Source organism: Pseudarthrobacter albicanus, from assembly GCF_018224015.1.
GTDB classification, from domain to species: Bacteria; Actinomycetota; Actinomycetes; order Actinomycetales; family Micrococcaceae; genus Arthrobacter; species Arthrobacter albicanus.
This window is the reverse complement of the sequence record NZ_JAGPOT010000052.1, coordinates 1-21,611: the sequence shown is the minus strand read 5'-3', so window position 1 is coordinate 21,611 and position 21,611 is coordinate 1. Positions and strand designations below refer to the sequence as shown.

The 21,611-nt window shown below is 67.8% G+C and carries 21 protein-coding genes and 1 pseudogene; 10 read left to right on the top strand and 12 right to left on the bottom strand.

The window, feature by feature from the left end; all coding sequences use genetic code 11:
* Window positions 1–284: 284 nt before the first annotated feature.
* Complete coding sequence (locus J9611_RS12685; RefSeq protein WP_211880669.1) at window positions 285–674, bottom strand: heavy metal-responsive transcriptional regulator; 390 nt, start codon at window positions 672–674, stop codon at window positions 285–287.
* A 273-nt stretch (window positions 675–947) separates the two neighbouring features.
* Between J9611_RS12685 and merA the strand changes: the two genes are divergently transcribed.
* The 5 genes from merA (at window position 948) to J9611_RS12660 (ending at window position 4,821) form a co-directional block, all read left to right on the top strand.
* Window positions 948–2,390 carry a mercury(II) reductase gene (merA, locus tag J9611_RS12680; protein ID WP_211880662.1) on the top strand — a complete coding sequence of 481 codons (1,443 nt, stop codon included), beginning with the start codon at window positions 948–950 and terminating at the stop codon, window positions 2,388–2,390.
* Window positions 2,391–2,425: 35 nt separating this feature from the next.
* Window positions 2,426–3,100, top strand: coding sequence for an organomercurial lyase MerB (gene merB, locus J9611_RS12675; RefSeq protein ID WP_211880660.1), 675 nt, complete (start codon window positions 2,426–2,428; stop codon window positions 3,098–3,100).
* Window positions 3,101–3,446: 346 nt separating this feature from the next.
* Entirely contained in the window at window positions 3,447–3,815 is a 369-nt protein-coding gene (locus tag J9611_RS21925) for a hypothetical protein (RefSeq protein ID WP_246527761.1), read from the top strand.
* Between the two features lie 86 nt (window positions 3,816–3,901).
* A complete protein-coding gene (locus J9611_RS12665; protein WP_307857095.1) occupies window positions 3,902–4,243 on the top strand; it encodes an oxidoreductase dimerization domain-containing protein in 342 nt (113 codons plus the stop codon).
* Between the two features lie 155 nt (window positions 4,244–4,398).
* The gene (locus J9611_RS12660; protein ID WP_246527760.1) at window positions 4,399–4,821 is read left to right on the top strand and encodes a DUF1440 domain-containing protein; all 423 of its coding nucleotides are present in this window, start codon (window positions 4,399–4,401) and stop codon (window positions 4,819–4,821) included.
* Between the two features lie 115 nt (window positions 4,822–4,936).
* Here J9611_RS12660 and J9611_RS12655 read toward each other — a convergent pair whose 3' ends face one another.
* The 5 genes from J9611_RS12655 to J9611_RS22345 all read right to left on the bottom strand — a co-directional run bounded on the left by J9611_RS12655 (window position 4,937) and on the right by J9611_RS22345 (window position 7,686).
* Complete coding sequence (locus tag J9611_RS12655) at window positions 4,937–5,914, bottom strand: cytochrome c biogenesis CcdA family protein (protein ID WP_211880658.1); 978 nt, start codon at window positions 5,912–5,914, stop codon at window positions 4,937–4,939.
* A 13-nt stretch (window positions 5,915–5,927) separates the two neighbouring features.
* Entirely contained in the window at window positions 5,928–6,521 is a 594-nt protein-coding gene (locus tag J9611_RS12650) for a TlpA family protein disulfide reductase (protein ID WP_211880656.1), read from the bottom strand.
* Complete coding sequence (gene merT, locus J9611_RS22915; RefSeq protein ID WP_504741953.1) at window positions 6,518–6,913, bottom strand: mercuric ion transporter MerT; 396 nt, start codon at window positions 6,911–6,913, stop codon at window positions 6,518–6,520. Before merT ends, J9611_RS12650 begins: the two co-directional genes overlap by 4 nt.
* A 244-nt stretch (window positions 6,914–7,157) precedes the next feature.
* Window positions 7,158–7,448 carry a hypothetical protein gene (locus J9611_RS21920; protein ID WP_246527759.1) on the bottom strand — a complete coding sequence of 97 codons (291 nt, stop codon included), beginning with the start codon at window positions 7,446–7,448 and terminating at the stop codon, window positions 7,158–7,160.
* Window positions 7,449–7,551: 103 nt separating this feature from the next.
* The gene (locus J9611_RS22345) at window positions 7,552–7,686 is read right to left on the bottom strand and encodes a hypothetical protein (protein WP_281414562.1); all 135 of its coding nucleotides are present in this window, start codon (window positions 7,684–7,686) and stop codon (window positions 7,552–7,554) included.
* Between the two features lie 224 nt (window positions 7,687–7,910).
* Between J9611_RS22345 and J9611_RS12640 the strand changes: the two are divergent.
* Window positions 7,911–8,572 (top strand): annotated as a pseudogene (locus J9611_RS12640) (SDR family NAD(P)-dependent oxidoreductase).
* Between the two features lie 121 nt (window positions 8,573–8,693).
* On the opposite strand, the gene J9611_RS12635 reads toward J9611_RS12640, so the two are convergent.
* The 3 genes from J9611_RS12635 to J9611_RS12625 form a co-directional block, all read right to left on the bottom strand.
* Window positions 8,694–10,169 (bottom strand): NCS1 family nucleobase:cation symporter-1, encoded by a 1,476-nt coding sequence (locus J9611_RS12635; RefSeq protein WP_211880654.1) that lies wholly within the window; start codon window positions 10,167–10,169, stop codon window positions 8,694–8,696.
* A 64-nt stretch (window positions 10,170–10,233) separates the two neighbouring features.
* Window positions 10,234–11,664, bottom strand: a complete 1,431-nt coding sequence (locus J9611_RS12630) for an amidohydrolase family protein (protein ID WP_211880652.1) — start codon at window positions 11,662–11,664, stop codon at window positions 10,234–10,236.
* Window positions 11,665–11,783: 119 nt separating this feature from the next.
* On the bottom strand, window positions 11,784–12,428 hold the full coding sequence (locus J9611_RS12625; protein WP_307857094.1) for a GntR family transcriptional regulator: 645 nt from the start codon (window positions 12,426–12,428) through the stop codon (window positions 11,784–11,786).
* A 347-nt stretch (window positions 12,429–12,775) separates the two neighbouring features.
* On the opposite strand from J9611_RS12625, the gene J9611_RS12620 reads away from it, so the two are divergent.
* The 3 genes from J9611_RS12620 to J9611_RS12610 are packed head-to-tail and all read left to right on the top strand — an operon-like array spanning window position 12,776 to window position 17,452.
* The gene (locus tag J9611_RS12620) at window positions 12,776–14,359 is read left to right on the top strand and encodes an MFS transporter (RefSeq protein ID WP_211880650.1); all 1,584 of its coding nucleotides are present in this window, start codon (window positions 12,776–12,778) and stop codon (window positions 14,357–14,359) included.
* A complete protein-coding gene (locus tag J9611_RS12615; RefSeq protein WP_211880648.1) occupies window positions 14,352–16,844 on the top strand; it encodes a PEP/pyruvate-binding domain-containing protein in 2,493 nt (830 codons plus the stop codon). The genes J9611_RS12620 and J9611_RS12615 overlap by 8 nt, the downstream gene beginning before the upstream one ends.
* Window positions 16,841–17,452 (top strand): TetR/AcrR family transcriptional regulator, encoded by a 612-nt coding sequence (locus tag J9611_RS12610; RefSeq protein WP_211880646.1) that lies wholly within the window; start codon window positions 16,841–16,843, stop codon window positions 17,450–17,452. The genes J9611_RS12615 and J9611_RS12610 overlap by 4 nt, the downstream gene beginning before the upstream one ends.
* Before the next feature lie 246 nt (window positions 17,453–17,698).
* Here J9611_RS12610 and J9611_RS12605 read toward each other — a convergent pair whose 3' ends face one another.
* The 3 genes from J9611_RS12605 to J9611_RS12595 all read right to left on the bottom strand — a co-directional run bounded on the left by J9611_RS12605 (window position 17,699) and on the right by J9611_RS12595 (window position 19,754).
* Entirely contained in the window at window positions 17,699–18,331 is a 633-nt protein-coding gene (locus J9611_RS12605; protein ID WP_211880644.1) for an energy-coupling factor transporter transmembrane component T family protein, read from the bottom strand.
* Window positions 18,328–19,047: an energy-coupling factor ABC transporter ATP-binding protein gene (locus J9611_RS12600; RefSeq protein ID WP_443701380.1), complete on the bottom strand. Its 720-nt coding sequence runs from the start codon at window positions 19,045–19,047 to the stop codon at window positions 18,328–18,330. The genes J9611_RS12605 and J9611_RS12600 overlap by 4 nt, the downstream gene beginning before the upstream one ends.
* A 62-nt stretch (window positions 19,048–19,109) precedes the next feature.
* The gene (locus J9611_RS12595; RefSeq protein WP_211880642.1) at window positions 19,110–19,754 is read right to left on the bottom strand and encodes a biotin transporter BioY; all 645 of its coding nucleotides are present in this window, start codon (window positions 19,752–19,754) and stop codon (window positions 19,110–19,112) included.
* 314 nt (window positions 19,755–20,068) lie between these two features.
* Here J9611_RS12595 and J9611_RS12590 point away from each other — a divergent pair.
* On the top strand, window positions 20,069–21,611 hold a 1,543-nt coding region (locus J9611_RS12590; RefSeq protein ID WP_211880641.1), incomplete at its 3' end, for an ABC-F family ATP-binding cassette domain-containing protein.

The window sequence follows — 21,611 nt, the reverse complement described above, 5'->3', positions numbered from 1 at the left end:
CACACAGTGGAACACCACCGGCAGCAAGGCCGGCGATCCGCCATGCCCGAAACCAAAAACCGCGGCCGGCCCCGAAATCAATCAGGACCAACCGCGGATCGGTGGATCAAGGCTTAGCCGCCTGTCCAAGTCCGTGTCGGGCCGAATAAGAACTTGGCGGCAACAGCAGTCCCGGTGTGGATCACCCGCCCGGCCTCTTCCCGTCCGCCGTGGCTCCGATGCTGATGCGCTCCTTCGGCCTGGGGAAATTAAATGGGGGAGAACGGGATTGGCCTGGTTCTGGTTTAGAGGTAGCTGCAGATGCGTTCGGGGTCGCAGGCTGCGGGGTCCCCTGCGGCCGCGGCGTCATGGAATTCGGCGACGGTTGCACGCAGTGCCGTGAGTTCTGCGATCTGGGCGTCGAGGTCGCGGAGCTGTTTGGCCAGCAGATCACGGACGTGTACGCAGGGGGCCTGGCCGATGTCCCGGACGGAGAGGATGTCGCCGATCTGGGCCAGGGTCAGTCCGGCGGTGCGGCCGCGGCGGATGAATTCCAGTCGGCTGACCGTCTCGTGGGGGTAGTCGCGGTATCCGTTCGGTGCCCTGTCGGCGGCCGGCAGCAGGCCTCGGTCTTCGTAAAACCGCAGCGTCTTGGCCGTCATGCCGACGGCTGCGGCGGTTTCGCCAATACGCATCATGCACCTCTTGTCCCGGGGAATTTCCCTCTTGACCTTCCAGTATAGTGGAAGGTCAAGAACGGATACAGGAACCGTGTGTGCCACCCCGGGCCGGGGGAAGCCCACTTTATCGGGGAGTGGAGCCGGTCAGGGCCCGGCGGTTCGGGGCCGGTGACGGGTCTGCCTCTTGACCTTCCCCCGTGGTGGAAGGTGCAGACTGGGCAGACCCTTACACGAGGCACCGTCGCGGGTACTGCGGGACGGCGCTGCTGTACGACTTTGGAGGATTTCATGTCTGAACCAACACCTGATTTTGATCTGGCCGTCATCGGCTCCGGCGGCGGAGCGTTCGCGGCCGCGATCCGGGCGACCAACCTGGGCAAACGGGTCCTGATGATCGAGCGTTCCACCGTCGGCGGCACCTGCGTGAACACCGGCTGTGTTCCCTCCAAGGCGCTCCTCGCGGCGGCAGAGGCCAGGCATGTTGCCCTGGACGCGTCCGGCCGGTTCCCCGGCATCAGCACCTCCGTCGGGCCGGTGGACATGGCCGGGCTGATCGGCGGGAAGCGTTCCCTGGTGGAGACGATGCGTTCGGATAAGTACGTGGACCTGATCGCGGACTACGGCTGGGAGCTGCGCCAGGGCAATGCCGTGTTCGCCGGCACCCAGGACGATCCGGTCCTGGAAATCACCGGACAGGACGGGGCCCGGGAATCCGTGAGGGCCGCACATTATCTGGTGGCCACCGGGTCCGCCCCGTGGGCGCCCCCGATCGAGGGTCTGCAGGACACCGGCTACCTGACCTCGACCACGGCGATGGAACTCGAGGAGGTCCCTGACTCCCTGCTGGTGATCGGCGGCGGGTATGTGGCCCTGGAACAGGCCCAGCTCTTCGCCCGGCTCGGGTCCAAGGTCACCATGCTGGTCCGCTCCCGCCTGGCCTCAGTGGAGGAACCCGACGCCTCGCGCGCCCTGATGGGTGTCTTCGCCGACGAGGGGATCCGGGTCGTCCGCCGGGCGGCCGTGTCCTCCGTGCGCACGGACCCGGCCACCGGCGGGATCGTCGCGACCGCGGTGGTGTCCGGCGGCAAGGAGGAATTCCGGGCCGCCAGGCTGCTGGTCGCCACGGGACGTCGCCCGGTCACGGAGGGACTGAACCTGGCCGCCGTCGGCGTCAAGACCGGGAACCGGGGAGAGATCCTGGTCAACAGCCGGCTGGCCAGCTCCAACGACCGGATCTGGGCCGCCGGGGACGTGACCGGACACCGCGAATTCGTCTACGTCGCGGCCTCCCACGGCTCCCTGGTGGTGGAGAACGCCTTCAACAACGCCGGCCTTGAGGTCGACTACCGGCGCCTGCCCCGGGTCACCTTCACCAGCCCGGCACTGGCCGCGGTCGGCATGACGGACGAGGAAGCCAACGAGGCCGGCATCCGCTGCGAGTGCCGGGTCCTGCCCCTGGAGTACGTGCCCCGGGCCCTGGTGAACAGGGACACCCGCGGCTTCATCAAGATCGTCGCCGACGCCGGCACCGGACGGATTGTGGGGATCACCGCCGTCGCCAAGGACGCCGGGGACCTGGCCGCGGCAGGGGTCTACATCCTGGAAGCCGGGATGACCGTGGAGCAGGTGGCAAACCTGTGGAGCCCGTACCTGACCATGGCCGAAGGCATCAAGATCGCCGCCCAGTCCTTCACCACGGACGTCTCCAAACTCTCCTGCTGCGCCTCCTGATCCCTGCCCCCTCCACACCGGAAGAAAGACCCGCCATGAGCACTAACTTCATCGAACTCACCGACCGTCTGACCTCACCGGACACCGGCATCGAACCCGCACTCTGGCTGCCCCTGCTGCCCCTGCTGCACCTGCTGGCACAGGGCGAGCCCGTGGCCATCGGGGACCTGGCAGCAGTCACCGGGCGCACCATCCGGGAAGTCAGCGCCGCGCTGGCCGCGGTGCCGGACACCGAGTACGACGGGGACGGACGCATCATCGGGCAGGGCCTGACCCTGCGTCCCACCCCGCACCGCCTGGAAGTCGCCGGCGAACAGCTCTACACCTGGTGCGCCCTGGACACCCTGATCTTCCCGGCCCTGCTCGGCACAACCGCACGGATCGAATCAACCTGCCACGCCACCGGAGTCCCGGTCCGGCTCAGCGTCGGCGCGTCCGCCGTGACCGACGTGGAGCCGGCCACGGCAGTGGTCTCCCTGGTCAACCCCGAGGACATGAGTTCGGTGCGGTCGGCGTTCTGCAACCAGGTCCACTTCTTCGCCTCAGTCGAGGCCGCGCAACCGTGGCTCGACGCCCACCCGGGCGGCTCCGTCGTTCCCGGCGCCGAAGCCCACCGGATCGGCACGGCCATGGCCGGGTCCCTGCTCGATGAAATCCTGCCCGCACAGCCTGCCGCGCCCGGAAAGGGCGCACACGGATGCGCCTGCTGAGAACCAGGCCGGCTCCAGAAACGGGCAGCCACCCATTCCGGCCCGGCCCCGGCCACTGACCTGAAGGCCTCCGCCCCCGTATGAAGCACCGCTGGACACCCCTGACCGCCGCCGCCCTCACGGCCCTGGCCCTGGCCGGCTGTTCCGGCACCCCGTCGTCCTCGACGCCGGGGACGACCTCAGCCGCTGCCCCTGCCGCCCGGCTTCGGCCCCGCCCGCCGGGGCCGCCGCCAGCACCTGGGGCCTGGACCCGGCCGGGGCTGCCGGGCGGATCCAGGCCGCGGGGCTGCCGGTCCTGACAGCCGAGGGGACGGCAGAACATTTTCATGCCCACCTTGACGTGGTCGTGCACGGCAAACCCGTCACAGTTCCGGAGGGCATCGGCGTTAGCGTCGGCCCGGACGGCAGGCCCAACGGAATCTCCTCCCTGCACACCCATGACGCCTCCGGGATTATCCATATCGAGGCTCCCACGGCCGGTCAGCGTTACACCCTGGGCCAGGTTCTGCAGGAATGGGGCGTCCTCGGCGGGACGGGCTGCATCGGCCCCGAGTGCAGCTCCGCAGCGGGCAAGTGGAACGTCTATGTCAACGGAAAGGTCAAGACCTGGGACGTGACAGGAGTTGTCCTGGGCGCCCGTGATCAGATTGCGCTGGTCTACGGGGAAGAGCCGGCGTTCATTCAGCCCAAATACGCGTTCCCGGACGGCCTCTGACCCGGACCGGACACCAGGGCCGGATCGCGGCCGACGCGATTCTCGGCAAACCCCGGAAGGCCTTTTACGCGGGTATTCCCCGGGTCGTGTTCGCCGACCCGGAAATCGCCGCTGCCAGCCTCACCCGGGACCAGGCCGGACAGCAGGGCCTGAGTACCGCAACGGCGGAAATCGATCTCGCCGTAGCCATTACCCGGCCCTGGACCTACGAACGGGATCCCCGCGGGCACCTGGGACTGCTGGCCGATACCGACCGCAAGGTCCTGATCGGCGCCTGGGCAGTGGCCCCGATGGCCGGCGAATCGATCCACCAGGCTTCCCTGGTCATCCGCGCCCGGATCCCCATCGACACCCTGCGGGACCAGGTCGCCCAGTACCCGACCTACAACGAGGCCTACCTGGCGGCCCTGGACGAACTGGACATCTAGCCGCCGCGCGCAGCCCCGGGACGCTGTCCCCGGGCGTCCGGACCACACGATTGCTACCGGGAGAGACCATCATGAACGTTACTGAAGCACTCTAAGACCTGGCCACCGCCTGGGTCGCCGGCTACGTCGGGACCAAGGCCATGGAACCGGTCAGCTTGAAACTCTACGAACTGGAACCGGAGCGGGACCGGGCCAGGGAAGACGCCGTCCGGCCCGGGCAGCCGTATGAGCTGGCACCGAAGAAGATCTTCGGTGCCGCCGGGATCATGCTGGAGGGAAAAGCGCTGGAGCGCGCTTCGATGTTCATGCATTACGGGCTCGCGCTGAGCTGGTCACCCCTGTATGTGCTGCTGCGCCGCAGGGCAGGCATGGGAGTGGTCGGGGCCGGCCTGCTCACCGGGACGGCGATGTCATTGATCGCCGATGAAACCATGACACCCCTGGCCGGGTTCAGCGCCCCCAACAGGGCCTACCTCCTGGTGACCCATCTGCGCGGCTTTGCCGCCCACCAGGTGTTCGGGCTCGCCGTCGCCGCAACCTGCGAAGCGCTCTGGGCACTGCGGGGACGCCAGCCATGACCCACCCCAACGGTCTCGAGCACCCCGGGCTCAGCTGACCGCTGGCCGGTGCGCCGACGGCGCCGGGGCCTTGGCTGTTCATTAACGCCTTGGCCCGGCGCCGCCTGATCCGGCGTCAGGCCGGCGGGACGTCGCGCAATGCAGGGGTCGTGCTGTTCAGGTCCGCGTCGGAGTGGTTGGCGCCATTTACGGCCAGTTCGGTGGCGGGTGCGCAGCAGTCGTCCTCAGGTTCCTTCGGCATCGGCCCGGCGGTGCGCCTGCGCGTCCAGAGGGCCGCGAGCAGCACGGCCGCGGCGAGGGAGATGGCGAGAACCGCGATGACGGCGGTATTGGCCCCGATGAACCCGGTCACTGCCGAAGATAAAACGTTCATCCCTCCGGCGATGCCCTGGTTGGGCTGGCCGGTGGCCAGCGCCGGCGCCCAGTAAGCGACAAGATAGGCTCCGGAAAGCACGAGTACGGCTCCGGCGACCCGGGGCAGGTAGCGTGAGGCCCGGTGCAGTCCTTTGGCCAGGGCTCCGCTGGCCAGTGCCGAGGAGAGCGCCAGCAGGATCAGCACCATGCTCGCCCCGGCGGCGTAGGCCACGAAGACGAAAACCAGGGCTGTGATGCTGTTCGCCGCCAGGGCCTGGGCGATGACTGCCAGCAGCACCGCCAGGGTGCAGGAGAGTGACGCGACGGCGTAGGCGGCGCCGAAGGCGACCATCGAGCCCGGCCCGCGGCCGGGCCGGTTCATCCGGTTCGAGTTCAGGCTCAGACCGACGCGGTGGCCGGTGAGCATCGCGATGCCGACCCCGGCGAGCAGGACCCCGATCAGGACGGCCACCCAGGGTACGGCGCCGATGATGCTGCGCAGCCCGAAAGCAGCGAGCAGGCCGGTAATGGTGAAGATCCCGGCGAATCCGAGGCTGACCAGCAGCCCTGCGCCAAGCCCGCTGAGGGCCCGGCGGACCAACCCGGGACCTGCGGATCGGGGGGCGGTGTCCTCCCGACCGATGTAGTAGGCCAGGAAAGCCGGAAGCATGGCGAATCCGCACGGGTTCACGGTGGAGAGCATGCCGGCACCGAAAGCGAAGGCGAGTGTTCCTGTCATGGGGCGGTCACTCCTAAGAGCCGGCGGCCGCGAGGGCCTTGGCAGTTTCGTCGGCCGAGGGATCCACGCCGCGGTAGATTTCCTTGCCTGAAGAGTTCAGGACGACCGTCGTCCCGAGGGAATCGACGTTGAAGTGTTTCAACAGGGTTCCGTCGTCCCGTACGAGCGTTACCGGCGGGTTGCCGACAGAGGCGATGAACTGGTTCAGGACCTCGGTCGGCTCGCTGGGATCAAGATCGACGGTAACGGCCTGCGCGCCGGGGGCGGCCCTGGCCAGGCCCGCGGCAACATTCTTCACCCCGGCGGCGCATGGCCCGCAGGAGGCGGTGAAGAAATCGATGACGGTCGGTTTACCCGCCGGAAGCGTCAGCGACGAGCCGTTAAGGGTCTTCACCGTGACGGACGCAACCGTGGGCCCCGAACCGGCACCAGCGCTTGAGGAAGCCGCGGCACTCGCCGGTGCGCCTGCGCCGGTAGTGGAGCCGCAGCCGGCCAGCAGTATTGCGGCCAGCACGGCGCCCATCAGTGCACCTGCCCGCGCTGCCGGTCGCTGGCGGGGCTGGTCCCGTGTCGGACGGGGTGATGACGGTGGGGTGGAGAAGGTCATGGTCGGCTGTTCCTTCCGTTCGCGGATGAAGGGTCCCGGCTCCCCGGTTGCTGCCCGGAACCATTGACCCTCTTCTGAGGGTCACAGCAGTCAGCCATCTTCGGGGAAGGACCGTCAGCAGCGGATAACCCGCCCTCGGACTGCCCGCTCGGTACTTCACTTGCCTGCGCACGGGCGCGGCGGCGGCTCACAGTAAACGCGACGGCTCCTGCAACAATGAGCGCGCCGATGGCCAGGACGGCAGGATTGCCAAGCACCCCGCCCGCCAGGGCGAGACCACCCCCGGCGATCAGAGCAGCGCCGGCACAACAGATGACGGCCACGGCCACGGCCCCGACAGCGAACAGAAGTCCACCTATTCCCCCCGAAGGGGCTGACGGACGATCAGACATACTGTGTCTCCTCAAGACTGAAAACAATCCCCTTGATACAAGTGTCGACCTTCCACCAGAGGGGAAGGTCAAGCCCTTTGCACGGCGAGCAGTCCAGCGAACCAGCCAATAACGGTCCTGACAGCTGCTTTCATCCGTCCTGGTCGGCCGGAACCGGTTCGCAGGGTCGGCCGCGCGCTCCCCTGGGACTGCCGGGCCGCCGGCCGCACGGCTGGGCGCCCATCGTTCCTTGGGCTTTGTCCTCCTATCGGAGCGGTTGGCTGAGACTTAGCTGTCGGGCGTGAAAGTCGAAGTGAAGTGTGGGGTAGGCATAGACGTCGTTGATTGTCATGGTCGGGGCAAAGAACGGGTCCCACCTGTCGGGAAACGACATTGCCCGGGTCAGGGATCTGGCGCTCTCTCGTTCCAGCCGGCGGGAGATGGCGGCGATGGTCTTTTCGAGTTTCCGGCCCATCCGTTGCTTGTTGTAGACGAGGGCTGCGGCCCGGGAGCCCCAGTAATTGATGACGTCAAACGGGCGCGTTCCGGCGTTCAAAACGGCGGCGAAGGCTTTGCCGACGGGCTTGGGAGCCTGCTGATGACATGGACCATCGGAAGCAGGGCGCGGACGACCATGTATCCGAAAACCATGTGAAAGATCAGCTCTTCGTTGGTCCACCGGGTTCCGTACTCCTGCGTCGAAGATCCGCGGCCGTGGCGCTCTCCAGCCAGGCGTCGAGGGCGTGGCGGGCGCGGCTGTATCCGGCCAGGATTTCCGCCTCGGGTGGTTCCACGTCGTGCCGTCCCCTTCTTCAGGCCTGCATCCGGCTGCGGTCCGGGTGTGTCCGCGATTCGTTGCACATGGCTTCATTATGGGTCGCGACAGGGCGAGGCCGGAGCGTTTGACAGCAATTGGGGGGTAACGGGGGCCGTGCGACGCCGAGGTCCGCCCCGAGGCGGACGAGGCCGAGCGGCGCAGCCTGCACGACGCCGGCGAGCAGCCTGGCGGGAGGACATCATGGGCAATGAAGCTTCATGGCAGGAAGCCGCCACCACCGGCCGCTTTGCCGGCAAGACCGTCATCGTCACGGGCGCGGGCATCGGGCAGGCCACCGCCCTGCGCATCGTCAAGGAGGGCGGCAAAGTCATTGCCGCCGTCGTCGTCGCCGCGGGCGGGCGGGTGGATGCCCTCGCGAACGTCGCCGGCATCATGGACAACTTCGCCCCGATCCACGAGCTGGACGACGCCCTGTGGGAGCGGGTATTCAGGATCAACGTCGGCGCCCTCATGCGCCTGACCCGCGCCGTCGTGCCGCTGATGCTGGAGGCCGGTACGGGCTCAGTGGTCAACGTTGCCTCCGAGACCGGGCTTCGCGGTTCCGCGGCCGGCGCCGCCTACAAGCACGCCGTCATAGGCCTGGCCAAGAACTCCGCGGTGATGTATGGGCCGAAGGGCCTGCGCTTCAACGCCGTGGCCCCCGCGCCACGATCACCAACATTGAGGCCAACTGGGGATCCCAGCTGGCCGCCGAGCGACTCGGCCCGCTGATGGGTGCGACCATCCCGGCACCCGCCACCGCGGCGCAGCTGGCCGCCTCGATCACCTTCCTTCTCAGCGACGACGGCACCAAGGTCAACGGTGCCATTCTCGCCTCCGACGGCGGGTGGTCCGCGCTGTAGAGCGTGGCAGCCGGCGCTGACGGCGCCGTTGCCAAACAACAGGCAAGCGGACGACGGCGGGATGTTCCGGCGTCGTCCGCTTGCAGTTCAGAACTGCCCTGCAAATCCGCGGATCAGTCCGTCACTCCGCGGGCTCGAGCTGTGCCTCCGGTTCCGCCGGGATCACGACCGGTTTCACCGAACCTCCCGTTGCGAAGACGTAGGCCAATCCTGCGGTCACGAGACCGGCAGGCCAGGCGAAAGCGGCAACCGATTCGAGCCCCGGGACAAGTGCCATGATGGCGGCGAGGGCGGCTGTTGGGACAAAGACGGCGATGGCCTTGGGGTTGAATCCCTTCCGGAAGAAGTACTCACCCGTTTCATCGGACCGGTAGAGGTCTCGAATGTTGATGACACCGCGGTTGATGAGGAAGTAGTCGGCGGCCATGATTCCGAAGAGCGGCCCAAGGAAGGCTCCCAGTCCACCCAGAAAATAGTTGACCACAACGGGGTTCGAGTAGAGGTTCCAAGGCATGACGAGAAGGGCCAGAACCGCACTGATGATGCCGCCGCGGCGGAAATTGATGCGCTTGGGCCACACATTGGCCAGGTCGTAGGCGGGCGAGACAAAATTCAGGACCACGTTCACCCCGATGGTGGCGATGATGAACATGACCGCTCCGATGACAAGTATGAAGGTATCGGGGACCTTGGCCAGGATCAGCGCAGGATCGGTGATGGCTTCACCGAAGACGACAACGGTTCCGATGGTCATGGTGATGCTGATTGCGGCGAAGGCGGCGAAGTTGACAGGAATGCCCCAGAAATTCCCGCGGACCACGGACCGTTCGGACTTGGCGAAGCGCGTGAAGTCGCAGTAGTTCAACAACATCGTGGCGTAGGTTGCGACGAGGAGGAAAGCCCCGGTAAGCACGCCACGGACGACGTCGCCGCCGGCGAGGGGGCTGATAGACAGGTCCATCGGGATGTTCCAGCCAGCCATGGCGAAGAGCCAGACGGCCATACCCAGCATCACGGCCCAGACAATGGGGCCGGCCCAGTCCTGGAAGCGGCGTACAGCTTCCATTCCGCGGGTGATGACGAGGAGTTGCAGGATCCACAGGAGAATGAAGCAGGCCCAGCCGAGGAGGGACAGTCCCAGGAAACTCTGGTTCTGCCATTGCTGCAGGTCCGGGTTGATCCGCAGGAGGAGAACGACGACAGCCATCGACGCCAGATAGGTCTGGATGCCGTACCAGCAGATGGCGATCACCGCGCGGATGAGGGCGGGGATGTTGGCTCCCCAAATACCAAAGCTGATGCGGGCCATGACCGGGAAGGGCACACCGGTCCGCTGCCCCATCTTTCCTGCCCAGTTCATGCCGAAGAAGAGTATCGCAGTGCCGATCAGAATGGCGGCGAGGACCTGCCAGCCGGTGAGCCCGATCACAAACAGGCCGGCGACGAACGTGTAGGTGCCAATGTTGTGGATTGCCGACATCCACACGGCGAAGAAGCTGTACGAGGTCCATTTTCGCTCCGTGGCAGGAGCAAGGTCTTCGTTGTAGAGCCGGCCCGTTGGGTCGAGCGCGGCCAGGGACTTGTGGTCCGTATCCATGGTGACTCCTTTGTCGAACGTTCTTTCGGGTGGGGCGTGGTTGGGGGGTGAAAAGCAGTGAGGATCAGGACTGGCTGTTGGCGGTCTCCAGCTCCGCGGGGAGCCTTGTTCCTTCCGTGAATCCGCGGCGCTCGATGAAGCGGCCGACCGGTCCGGGGTCGTGGAAACCGTTTTCGTCCAGGACGATCCGTCCGGCCGAGACCACCACCTGCGGCCATCCGCGAAGGTCTTTGCCGTCGAAGGGGGAGAAGTCCGTGCCCATGTGAAGGCCGGCGCCGGACACGGTCCGGACCTCGGCCGGATCCACAAGTACGAGGTCGGCGTCGTATCCGGGTGCAATGACGCCTTTCCCGGGAACCGCGTTGATCCGGGCGGGGCCGGCAGCGAAGACCTCCGTGAATCGCTCAGCACCGTGGCCGTCGGGGGAGACCAGTTCCGTGAAGGTAACGGGCATCCGGGTCTCAACGCCGGGGAGCCCGTGCGGCATCTGGCGAATGTCATCGCTCCGCTCCAGCTTTTGCGAAAGGTCATAGCAGGAATGGTCCGAAGAAACGGTGTGAACTGCGCCGGAGAGCATCCGGTCTTTGAGGGCTGCCACCGTCTCAGCGCTGCGCATTGGCGGGCAGCATGCATACCATTCCGGAAACCGCTCGCCGTAGACCGTTTCATCCAACGTCAGGTAATGGGGGCATGTCTCCGAATAGGCAGGGAGGCCGCGCAATCGTGCATCTGTCACGAGGTCCACCGCCCCCGGAGTGGACTGATGGACGAAGTAGACCGGAGCCCCCGTGTATTCGGCCATCGCCAAGGTTTCCTTCACCGAGATTTCTTCCGCAAGTTCAGGTCGCGTCAGGGGCAGGTGCCGGATGCCGATGTCGCCCTCGGCGGCGTGGGCCTCGGTACAGTCGGTGATGATCGCGTCATGCTCGGCGTGGATGTAGGTGAGGCCGTCGAGGCGGACCATCTGTTTCATGACCCGCAGGATCGTGTCATTGTCCGCCAGGGTAGAGCCACGATTTGTGGTGTACATCTTTACGGAACGGATTCCCATGGCCGCGAGTTCTTCAAGCTGGGCCGGTACTGTCTCGTCCCACGTAACAACCGATCCGTGCAATCCCACGTCACAGCGGGACTGCTGCGCCAGCGCGATCTTGTTCCGTGCAGCTTCCAGCGGAGTTTCCATGGAGTCCCGCGGGATCCCGAAGTCGAGGATTGTTGTCGTGCCGCCCCATAGCGCAGCCATGGACGTCACGGCGTAATCGTCGAGGGTGCGGAATCTGCCGGTCACCTGTGCCACGTGGCAGTGACCGTCAACGCCTCCGGGGAGCAGCAGCCGCCCGCCGGCGTCGACGCGGGCCACCGCATCCGGTGCCGGGTGGATTGCTTCAACCACTTCGGATATCTTTCCACCGTGGATGACCACATGCGCATGGCGGCGGCCGTCTGCGTTGACGACTACGGCGTTAGAGATGACAAGGTCTGGACGATTTTCCATTGAAACTCCTATCGAGTTGAACGGCTTCCTTCTTGCGCCGATCGGAATTTGGGTGCACTTCAGGAAGGGTTCGGTCCACATATTGCTGCTGCGGACCGTCCCTGATGGATTGGATGACGTCAGTGCGTCAGGTAGTAGTCCTTGCGGTACTTCTGAATGTGGTTGCTGGAAGCGAGTCCTGCACGTCCGGGGTCACCGCTGGCGATGGCCTCGTAGAGCCTCCGGTGTTCTCTGATCAGCTCGGGAAGGTCGGTCGCGTGCCGGAAGAGCCAGTGCATCCTGCCCTGCAGCGGTTCCAGTGCCGCCCGGAGGAATTCGTTTCCCGCAATAGTTGTGATCGCGTCGTGGAACTGGTTGTTGGCTGCATGGGCCTCGAAGACCGCTCCGGTTTCAAGACTGCTCTGCGCCCGGTCCAGAAGGGAACTGAGTTGTTTGAGTTCGGACCGGGTGGCCCGCGCCGCGGCGAGCTGGCTGGCCAGGACCTCGAGTGCCAGCCGCACATCGAACAGGTCGGCAACTTGCTCGGGGGTAAGGCTGCTGACGACCATGCCCCGCGAGTTCGCCTTGTCGCTGACAAGGCCCTCCTGGCGCAGCATGCCCAGTGCTTCCCGGATCGGCAACCTCGAAACGTTGAACTCCTCCGCGAGGTCGCGCTCCACAAGGCGGGTGCCCGGAGCGTAGTGGCCTTCGAAGATCCGGTTTCGGATCGCGTCCCGCACGCTCTCGCGCAATGGGCGGTCGTCGATCCTTGCTGAACTTTCCACGATGCATAACCTTTGCTGGTCCGTTGTAGCGATCCGCGCGGACCGACCGTCATAGGGGCGGCCAACGCGCTAAATACCGGTTGGTGGGTTCAAATGTGAGGGCATGTCCGCACTATAGGCAACTAGGCCCTGATCGGAAGTCTCGTTTGGAAACCCATCTGGGATACCTTTGCGGGATCCCGTTTTGGGATCCCATAAATAGTGTCGACCATCACATCCGGGAAAGTCAATACTTTTGCAGTGCCCCTTCTCTCCCTGCAGGTAACGGCATGTTGAGCCTTGTGTCCCCTAACGGGACGGCGTAGCTTGTAGAGAACTAGCAGTTCTCTACTTCAGGGACCGTGCCGATGGGCGGAAATCAGCGCAGACACCCGGCAGTCCCGCCGGCCATGCGCGCGGCGTTGCCGGGAATCCTGCTGGTGATGGTCCTGGGGGCCCTGGACCAGACGGTGATGGCTGCTGCCTTGCCCACCGTGGCCGGTGACCTGCATGGTCTGGACCAGATGTCCGTCATTATTACCGGGTATCTGGTCGCGGCCACGGCGGCCATGCCGCTCACCGGGAAGCTGGGGGATGCCTTCGGCCGCAAGCGCGTGCTTCAGGCTTCGCTGAGCCTGTTCATTGTCGGCGCCGGCCTGTGCGGGGTGGCGCAGTCGGTGCCAGAGCTGATCGTCTTCCGGGCCGTGCAGGGGATTGGTGGCGGTGGTCTGATGATCGGGGCGCAGGCCGTTATCGGTGAGCTGGTCAGCCCGCGGGACCGCGGCAGGTTCCTCAGCATCATCGGTGTCGCCTACATCGTGGCGGCCGTCGCCGGCCCGCTGGCCGGCGGGGCCGTGGTGGACCGGCTCTCCTGGCGGTGGATCTTTTTCGGCTATGTCCCGCTGGGGCTTGCTGCCCTGGCCGTGGTCTCGCTGACGCTGCATCTGCCCGCACCGGAGCGGGGGCGGCGGATCGACTACGGCGGGGCCGCACTGCTGTGCTTAGCGATCATCGCGGTCATCCTGCTGTGCAGCGGCGGCAGCTATGCCGGTCCCCGGTGGTGGGTCCCGGTTCTGGCTGTGGTGGCCTCGGCGTCGGTGGCCGGATGGCTGCTGACCGCGCACGTTGCTGCTGACCCGATCATCCCGCTGGCCCTGTTCCGCGATCCGGCGTTCGCCATTCCAACCGCCATCAGCTTCCTCGTCGGTTTCGCCATGTTCGCCGCCATCAGCTACCTGCCGGCCTTCCTGCAGGTGGGGATGGGCCTGTCCGCCACGGCCTCCGGGGGCATGCTGATCGCCCTGGTTGCCGGCATTCTGCTCACGATGACGGTCTCCGGTGCGTTGATTACGCGCACCGGACGCTACAAGCTGTATCCGATGGCCGGGACGCTGCTGGCCGTGCCCGGGATCTGGCTGTTCAGCACCCTGGATTCCTCGAGCAGCCCCTGGCTGGTTCTCACGGCCATGCTGCTGCTCGGGCTGGGGATCGGCCTGGTCATGCAGGTCATGGTGCTGGTGGTCCAGAACTCCGTGGAACGCCGCGACCTCGGCGCCGCCACCTCCACCGTGACCTTCCTGCGCCAGGTGGGCAGCTCCGTCGGGGTTGCCGTGCTGGGATCCCTCATCACCTCGCGCTTCGCGGCTTCAGTCTCCCCCGGGCCGGCCGCGGGCCTGGGGGACCAGATGAACTCCCTGACTCCAAAGGTGCTCGCCGGGCTGCCCGCATCCGAGCGCGCCGCCGTCGCGGAAGCCTTCGGCCGGGCGCTGCCTCCGGTGTTCGGCTACGCCGCGCTCGTGCTCGCCGCGGCCTTCGTCCTGACCCTGTTCCTGCCGGAGCGGGAACTTCGCACGAGCGCGCACGCGGATGCCGCCCCGGACCCCGCGGCCGGGGACGCAACGGCACGACCTCCCGCAAGACCCAACGACAGCAGAGGAACGACCGATGACTGAGAAGACAACCGGCACACTGGCCGACTTCGGCGCCGACGATCTGGACACGGCCGGCGGCAAAGGCGCCAATCTCGGCGAACTGGTGCGCCACGGGTTCCCGGTGCCGGCGGGCTTCATTCTCACCACGAGGGCCTACGCCGCCCTGCTGGCGGAAACCGGGCTGGGCGACAGGCTGAGCCGGCAGCTGGAAGCCGGAGCGGTCGGAGCGCAGATCCGGGAGTTGTTTTCCGACACGCCGGTGCCGGAGAAGATCCGGGCGGACATCGCTGCGGCGTACGCCGCCCTGGGCGGCGGTGCGGTGGCGGTGCGTTCCAGTGCCACGGCCGAAGACCTGCCGGGGGCGGCGTTCGCCGGGCAGCAGGACACGTACCTGAATGTGGCCGGCGAGCAGGCGGTGCTCCGGGCCGTGGCGGACTGCTGGGCCTCGCTGTGGACGGACCGCGCCATCGCCTACCGGCAGCGGCAGGGGATCGACCAGCGCCAGGTGGCCATCGCCGTCGTGGTCCAGGAGATGGTGCCCGCGGACACCGCCGGCGTCATGTTCAGCGCCAATCCGGTGACCGGCGACCGCGGCGAAATTGTCGTCGATGCCAGCCCCGGACTGGGCGACGCGGTGGTCTCCGGGCGGGTCACCCCGGAACACTATGTGCTGGACATCACCGGCCGGCCGCGTGCGTTCACCCCGGGCCGCCAGGAGGTGGTCATCCGGACCGCGGCAGGCGGCGGCACGCTGGAGGGCGCCGGCACCGGCAGCACCCGTCCGGCCCTGAACGGGGAACAACTGGCGGAACTGGCGCGGCTGGCGCGGCGTGCCCAGGACCATTTCGGCCGGCCGCAGGACATCGAATGGGCGATCGCCGGCGCCCGCCTGTACCTGCTGCAGGCCCGGCCGATGACGGCCCTCCCGCCGCAGCCGCTGCGGCTCAACCGGTTCCAGCGGCTCGTGGGCCCGTTCTTCGTGGAGATGTTCCAGGAGCGTCCCTATCCGCTGGATGTATCGGGCTGGATGCAGCGCGGGATCCTCGCCATGGTCCGCGACATGGCCGGCAGCGTCGGCGCCGCCTTCCCACCGGTGAAGGAGCTGCTGCCGGAAGAGGACGGCGTGGTGCTCCGGCTGGTGCCGCCGGTGCCTCGCCCCACCCTGCGCATGCTCGGCGCGCCTGTCTCGGTGGCGCGCCGGGCCCGACGGTTCAATCCGTCCCGGTGGACCCACGACAGCAGGTTCGCCGCGTTCCTGGAAAACGTCCGGCGGATCGCCGCACAGGATCCCCGGACCATGTCCTGGCACGAAGTCATAGGGCTCGCCGAGGACGCCTTCGCCGCGACGGGCGGGATCACCGAGCTGCGGATCTCCTACCTGCCAGGGCTCTTGGTGGCCCAGCTGAAGCTGCGCCTTCACCTCCTGCTGCTGGGCAAGAGGCACCTTGGCCCGGCACTCATCGCGGGCGCGGAAACCAGGACCAGCCAGGCGAACCGGGCGCTGGAGGGTCTGGCGGGCCGGGTCCGGTCCGATCCGGAGCTGGCGCGGGCCTTCGCCGGGACGGCCCCGGGCAAACTGCTGCTCCGGTTGGAGCAGGACCCGGAATTCGCGGCGTTCCACGCCGGTTTCCGGGCTTTCCTGGCTGAATACGGGCACCGCGAAACGGTGAGCGCAGTGCTGACCAGTGCACCAACATGGTCCGATGCCCCCGAGGTGGTGCTCGGGCTGATCACCTCGCTGCTGGACGAGCGGCGCCCCGCCGTCGACCAGACCGGCGAGGCCCTGGCGGAGCTGACGCGCCATCCTGCCCTGCGCATCCCCGCCGGGCGCCGGCACGTGCTCTCCCTCGTTGAGGCCGCCAAGGCAGGCATGGCCTTCCGCGAGGACAGCCACTTCTACGCCACCATGGTGCTGCCGCCGCTGCGCCGCGCGCTACTGGAGCTGGGACGGCGGCTGTGCGAGGCCGGCGTCCTGACGGAACCGGCGGAGGTCAACCACCTCCGCTTCGAAGAACTGGCCGCCATGGACGACGGCGGCGCGCTCCCGCCCGCCGAAAGGGACCGCTACCGCCGCCTGGTGCTGGACAGGGCGGCCAAGCGCCGGGAGCTGGCAGGGTTTCCGCTGCTGGATCCGGCCGTGTTGTTCGCCCACGTGCGCCGGGCGCCCGGGGCACTGGTCTCCGGAACGCCGGCCAGCCGCGGCCAGGCCGCGGGAACGGTACGGATCATCCGGGGTCCGGCCGATTTCGGCTTGCTGCGCAGCGGCGAGATCCTGGTCTGCCCCTACACCAACCCGTCCTGGACCCCGTTGTTCCAGCGCGCCGCCGCCGTCGTGGTGGACGCCGGCGGGATCGGTTCCCATGCCGCCATTGTCGCCCGGGAGTACGGGATACCGGCCGTCATGGGAACCGGGTCCGGGACCAGCGTGCTGCGCAACGGAGAGGCGGTCGTGGTGGACGGAACCCTGGGGCGGGTCACCGCGGTTGCACCAGGCGGGCGGCAGTGACCCCCGCCGCGCAGCCGGACCACCGAAAGCAGCCGCGCCGCCGCGGGGCGGCACTGAACACGGCGATCTTCGACGCCGTCCTCGCCGAGATCGCCGAATCCGGCTACGCCGCCCTGACCATGGACCGCGTTGCCGAGCGTGCCCGCGCCAGCAAAGCCTCGCTCTACCGCCGCTGGCCCGGCCGCGCCGCACTCGTGCTCGACGCCGCCTACCACGCGATGCCCGCCCAAGACGCCGTCGCGAATACCGGGAGTCTGCGCGAGGACACATTGGCTGTGATGCGGCAGGCGGCCCGGCAGCTGGAAGGGATCGTGGGGCAGGCCATGCACGGGCTGCTGGCGGAGGCCCTGCAGGACCCCGCCGTGGCAGCGGAAGTCCGCGAATTCGCCCGCGGCAACGCCGCCAAAATGATGCGCGAAATCGTGGCCAACGCGGTGAACCGGGGTGAACTCGATCCGGCCATGGTGACCGAACGCCGGCTGGAGGCCGGTCCGGCCCTGTTGCGGCAGCGGTTCATCTTCACAGCCGGACCGATCGGCGATGACTTCCTGGCGGAAGTGGTCGACGAGGTCGTGCTTCCGCTCTTCGGTGTCCATCAAAGTCAGTAGTGTCGACCCAACCCGTCCGTACGGTCATCCCGAAAGCGTCACGACCGAAGGTTCCTCAAAAAGGTCCACGGCTCCATCGCGAAACCCGCGGAGGGTCCGGCCCATTCATGCCCCGTGTGGCCGCACGGCAGTTCCGTGGGACATGCCCATTCCTTGGTGCGAGGACCGGACATGGTGGCATTACGCCCAGTGGCCGCGGCCACGGGAGGGCATGTCCCACGTCCCCGTGGCCTGAAGGGTGGGCTGTCAGTCGTCGAGGTCGTCGGCTTCGCCCAGTCCGCGGGCGGCGAGGGCTTCCCCGGTCTGCCGGGCGAAGGCCACCGTGGTGATGAACACAGGCAGCACGAGGGCGCGTGGGTTCCGTTCCAGCCCCCGGGCCCGGGCCGAATCCCGGACACCGGCATAGGCCCCGGCGATGAAGGGAATGCTCCGCAGCATGATGGCAATGGTCAGGGCGAAGCGCTCGGGGTCCGCACCGAAGCGCCGGAACGGCCCGGCCAGGGACGCCACCCCGTCCAGCAGGGCCTGCACCGGGGTGGTCGCGGTCAGGATGGACGCCGCCACCACGCAGACCAGCACGTTCAGCACGATCCGGGCCGCCGTCGGGGCTCCCAGCTGCCACCACTGGAACAGGCCGATCGCCAGGAGAACGGGCAGCAGAGGCCGGACCGCGCGGACCAGCCGGGAAGCTCCGGCTCCGCTGAGCAGGAACACCCCGCACATCAGCGCCAGCACCCCGGCCGCGACGGCCCAGTCCGCGATCAGGAAGGACGCCATGCCGCACCCGAGGACCAGCAGGAACTTCAGCCACAGCGGCGAGCGGTGGACCACGGAAGTGCCCGGCACATAGCTGGCCAGCAGGAGGCTGTGGCCGCTCACCGCTGCTCCTGGCGGCGTGGCGCCGGCCGCCCCGCCTCCGGCCCGGCCGGCGCAAGCCCCGGCGCAAGCCCTGCCGAAGGGAGCCCCGCCGCGGACAGCGCCCGGTAGCGCCCGACGGCGGCGGCGGCCCCGCCGTCGAACACCACTTTCCCTGCGTCCACCACCAGGACCCGGTCCATGTCCAAGGCCAAGTCCAGGTCGTGGGTGGAGAGGATGACCTGCTGGCTCAGCCCGGCCAGGGTCCGGCGCAGCAGTTCCCGGTTGCGCAGATCCAGCAGGGTGGAGGGTTCATCCAGCACCAGCACCTGCGGATCCACGGCCAGGACGGCGGCAAGCGCCAGGAGCTGGCGTTCCCCGCCCGACAGCTCGTAAATGCTCTGGTCCGCCAGCCCCAGCAGTCCGAAGCGGTCAAGCGTGTCCTCGGCCCGGGCGCGGCGTTCCCGTGCGTTCCGGACGGAGCGCCGCAGCGACAGCTCCACGTCCTCCCGGCCGGTGGGCATCACCAGCTGGGAGAGCGGATCCGTGAAGACGAAGCCGACGCGGCGGCGGACCTCCCGCACTGCCCGGACGGTGTCGGCACCGTCGACCGTGACGGTGCCGGTGCCCGGAGCGACAAGCCCGTTGAGCAGCCGCAGCAGGGTGGACTTGCCGGAGCCGTTGGCGCCGATCACCCCGATCCGCCGCTCCGTGAGGTCCAGCGACAGACCGTCGAGCAGGGTCTTGGGAGCCGCCTGGCCGTCGACGTCGACCCACACGGCCACCCGGTCCAGGACGATGCTCACAGCCGGACGTCTGCCTTCCGGACACGGCGGAGCAGCAGGTCCGGGAACGCCTTGTGCAGGGACAGCGCAATACTGACGGCCAGAACGTTTTTGATGATGTCCCCCGGGTAGAAGGGGAGGTCGGCCAGGAAAGCGGCGGACAGGCTCAGCTTGGCGTTCACCATCATGCCGAGGACCCCGAGCGTGTGGACGAAGATGATGCTGCTCACCATCGCAGCGGCGAAGAGCAGAACGCCCCGGATCTTACCGGAGCGGGCCGCGGTGCGCCGGAGCACGACGACGGCCAGCCAGCCGGCGGCCGCCGCTGCCAGCGGGAAGGCGATGATGTAGCCGGCGGACGGGGTTGCCAGGATGCCGGGCCCGCTGCGTCCCCCGCTGAAGATCGGCAGCCCGGCGATTCCCAGGAGTACATAGAGCCCGACGGCGGCGAAGGCGCGGCCCGGGCCCAGCGCCAGCCCGGTAAGCATGACGGCGAGCGTCTGGACCGTGATGGGGACGCCGAGGCCGCCGACCGGGATCGCGGCGACCAGCGCCGACGCTGCCACGAGGGCGGCAAAGACGGCGATCAGTCCAAGGTCGGTGGCGCTCCAGCGGGTCCGCCGCGGGCTCCGGGCGGTGACGGAATTGTCGGTCTGGGTCATGGTGGATCCTGTCGCATGAAATCGGTGGACATCGGCTCTTGTTTCCGACTGTACGGCTGGAGCGGACCGGCTATTTTGTGGCAGCCCCACAAAACGGTGGCCGGGATGCTGGAGGGCACCGCCAAGACCACCGGGACGGGGATGCCGGCGAGCCGGGCGCACCGCCGTCGTCCTTCCACAGGGCCCCTTGTCATCCGGCGGACGCAGGGCCGGTAGACTGGTAGAGGCCGTTCTCTCGGCCGCACTGTCCCGGCCCCCTCCAGATTCCATCCGTTGTGCCGCGGCGTTCCCTGTTGTGAAAGGCCTTAGCTGCATTGATTACCGTCCAGGATCTCGAACTGCGCGCCGGCGCCCGCCTCCTCATGGACCAGGTGAGCTTCCGGATCGACAAGGGAGACAAGATCGGCCTGGTCGGCCGTAACGGTGCAGGCAAGACCACACTGACCCGGGTGCTAGCGGGCGAGGGCCTGCCCGCCGGCGGCAAGGTGACCCGCAGCGGCGAGATCGGCTACCTGCCGCAGGACCCCCGGACCCCGGACATGGAGCAGCTCGCCCGGGACCGGATCCTGTCCGCCCGCGGCCTGGACATCGCCGTCGGCAAGCTCCGCCAGACGCATGAGGACATGGCCAGCGAGGACGCCGAGGTCCAGCGCAAGGCCATGAACCGCTACGACCGGCTGGAATCCGAGTTCCTGGCCGCCGGCGGCTACGCGGCCGAGGCCGAGGCCGCCGCGATCTGCTCCAACCTGGCCCTGCCGGACCGGCTGCTGAACCAGCCGCTGAAGACCCTCTCCGGCGGCCAGCGCCGCCGCGTGGAGCTCGCCCGCATCCTGTATTCGGACGCCGAAACGATGCTCCTCGATGAGCCCACCAACCACCTCGACGCTGACTCCATTGCCTGGCTCCGCGAGTTCCTCAAGAACCACCAGGGCGGCCTGATCGTGATCAGCCACGACACGGAGCTGCTCGAGGCCACCGTGAACAAGGTGTTCCTGCTGGATCCCAACCGCGCGCAGATCGACTTCTACAACATGGACTGGAAGCGCTACCTCCAGCAGCGCGAAACGGACGAGCGTGCCCGCAAGCGGGAGCGCGCCAACGCGGAGAAGAAGGCCCAGGTCCTCTTCGACCAGGCCAACAAGATGCGAGCCAAGGCCACCAAGGCCGTCGCAGCGCAGAACATGGCCAAGCGTGCCGAGCGTCTGCTGGGCGGCCTCGAAGCCGTGCGCGCGACCGACCGCGTGGCAGCCCTGCGCTTCCCGGATCCGTCACCCTGCGGCAAGACCCCGCTCACCGCGGACGGCCTCAGCAAGTCCTACGGCTCGCTGGAAATCTTCACCGACGTGGACCTTGCCATCGACCGCGGCTCCAAGGTGGTCATCCTGGGCCTCAACGGCGCCGGCAAGACCACCCTGCTGCGCATGCTCGCCGGCGTCGACAAGCCGGACACCGGCGAAGTCATCCCCGGCCACGGCCTGAAGGTGGGCTACTACGCCCAGGAACACGAGACGCTCGACGTCGACCGCACCGTCCTCCAGAACATGCGCTCCTCCGCCCCGGACATGAACGACGCCGAAGTGCGCGGCATCCTGGGCTCGTTCCTGTTCTCCGGCGACGACGTCGACAAGCCCGCCGGCGTGCTGTCCGGCGGCGAGAAGACCCGCCTGGCGCTGGCCACGATCGTGGCCTCCAGCGCGAACGTGCTGCTCCTCGACGAACCCACCAACAACCTCGACCCGGCCAGCCGCGCCGAAATCCTCGGGGCACTGAGCAACTACACCGGCGCCGTCGTCCTGGTCAGCCACGATGAAGGTGCCGTCGAGGCGCTGAACCCGGAGCGGGTCGTGCTGCTGCCCG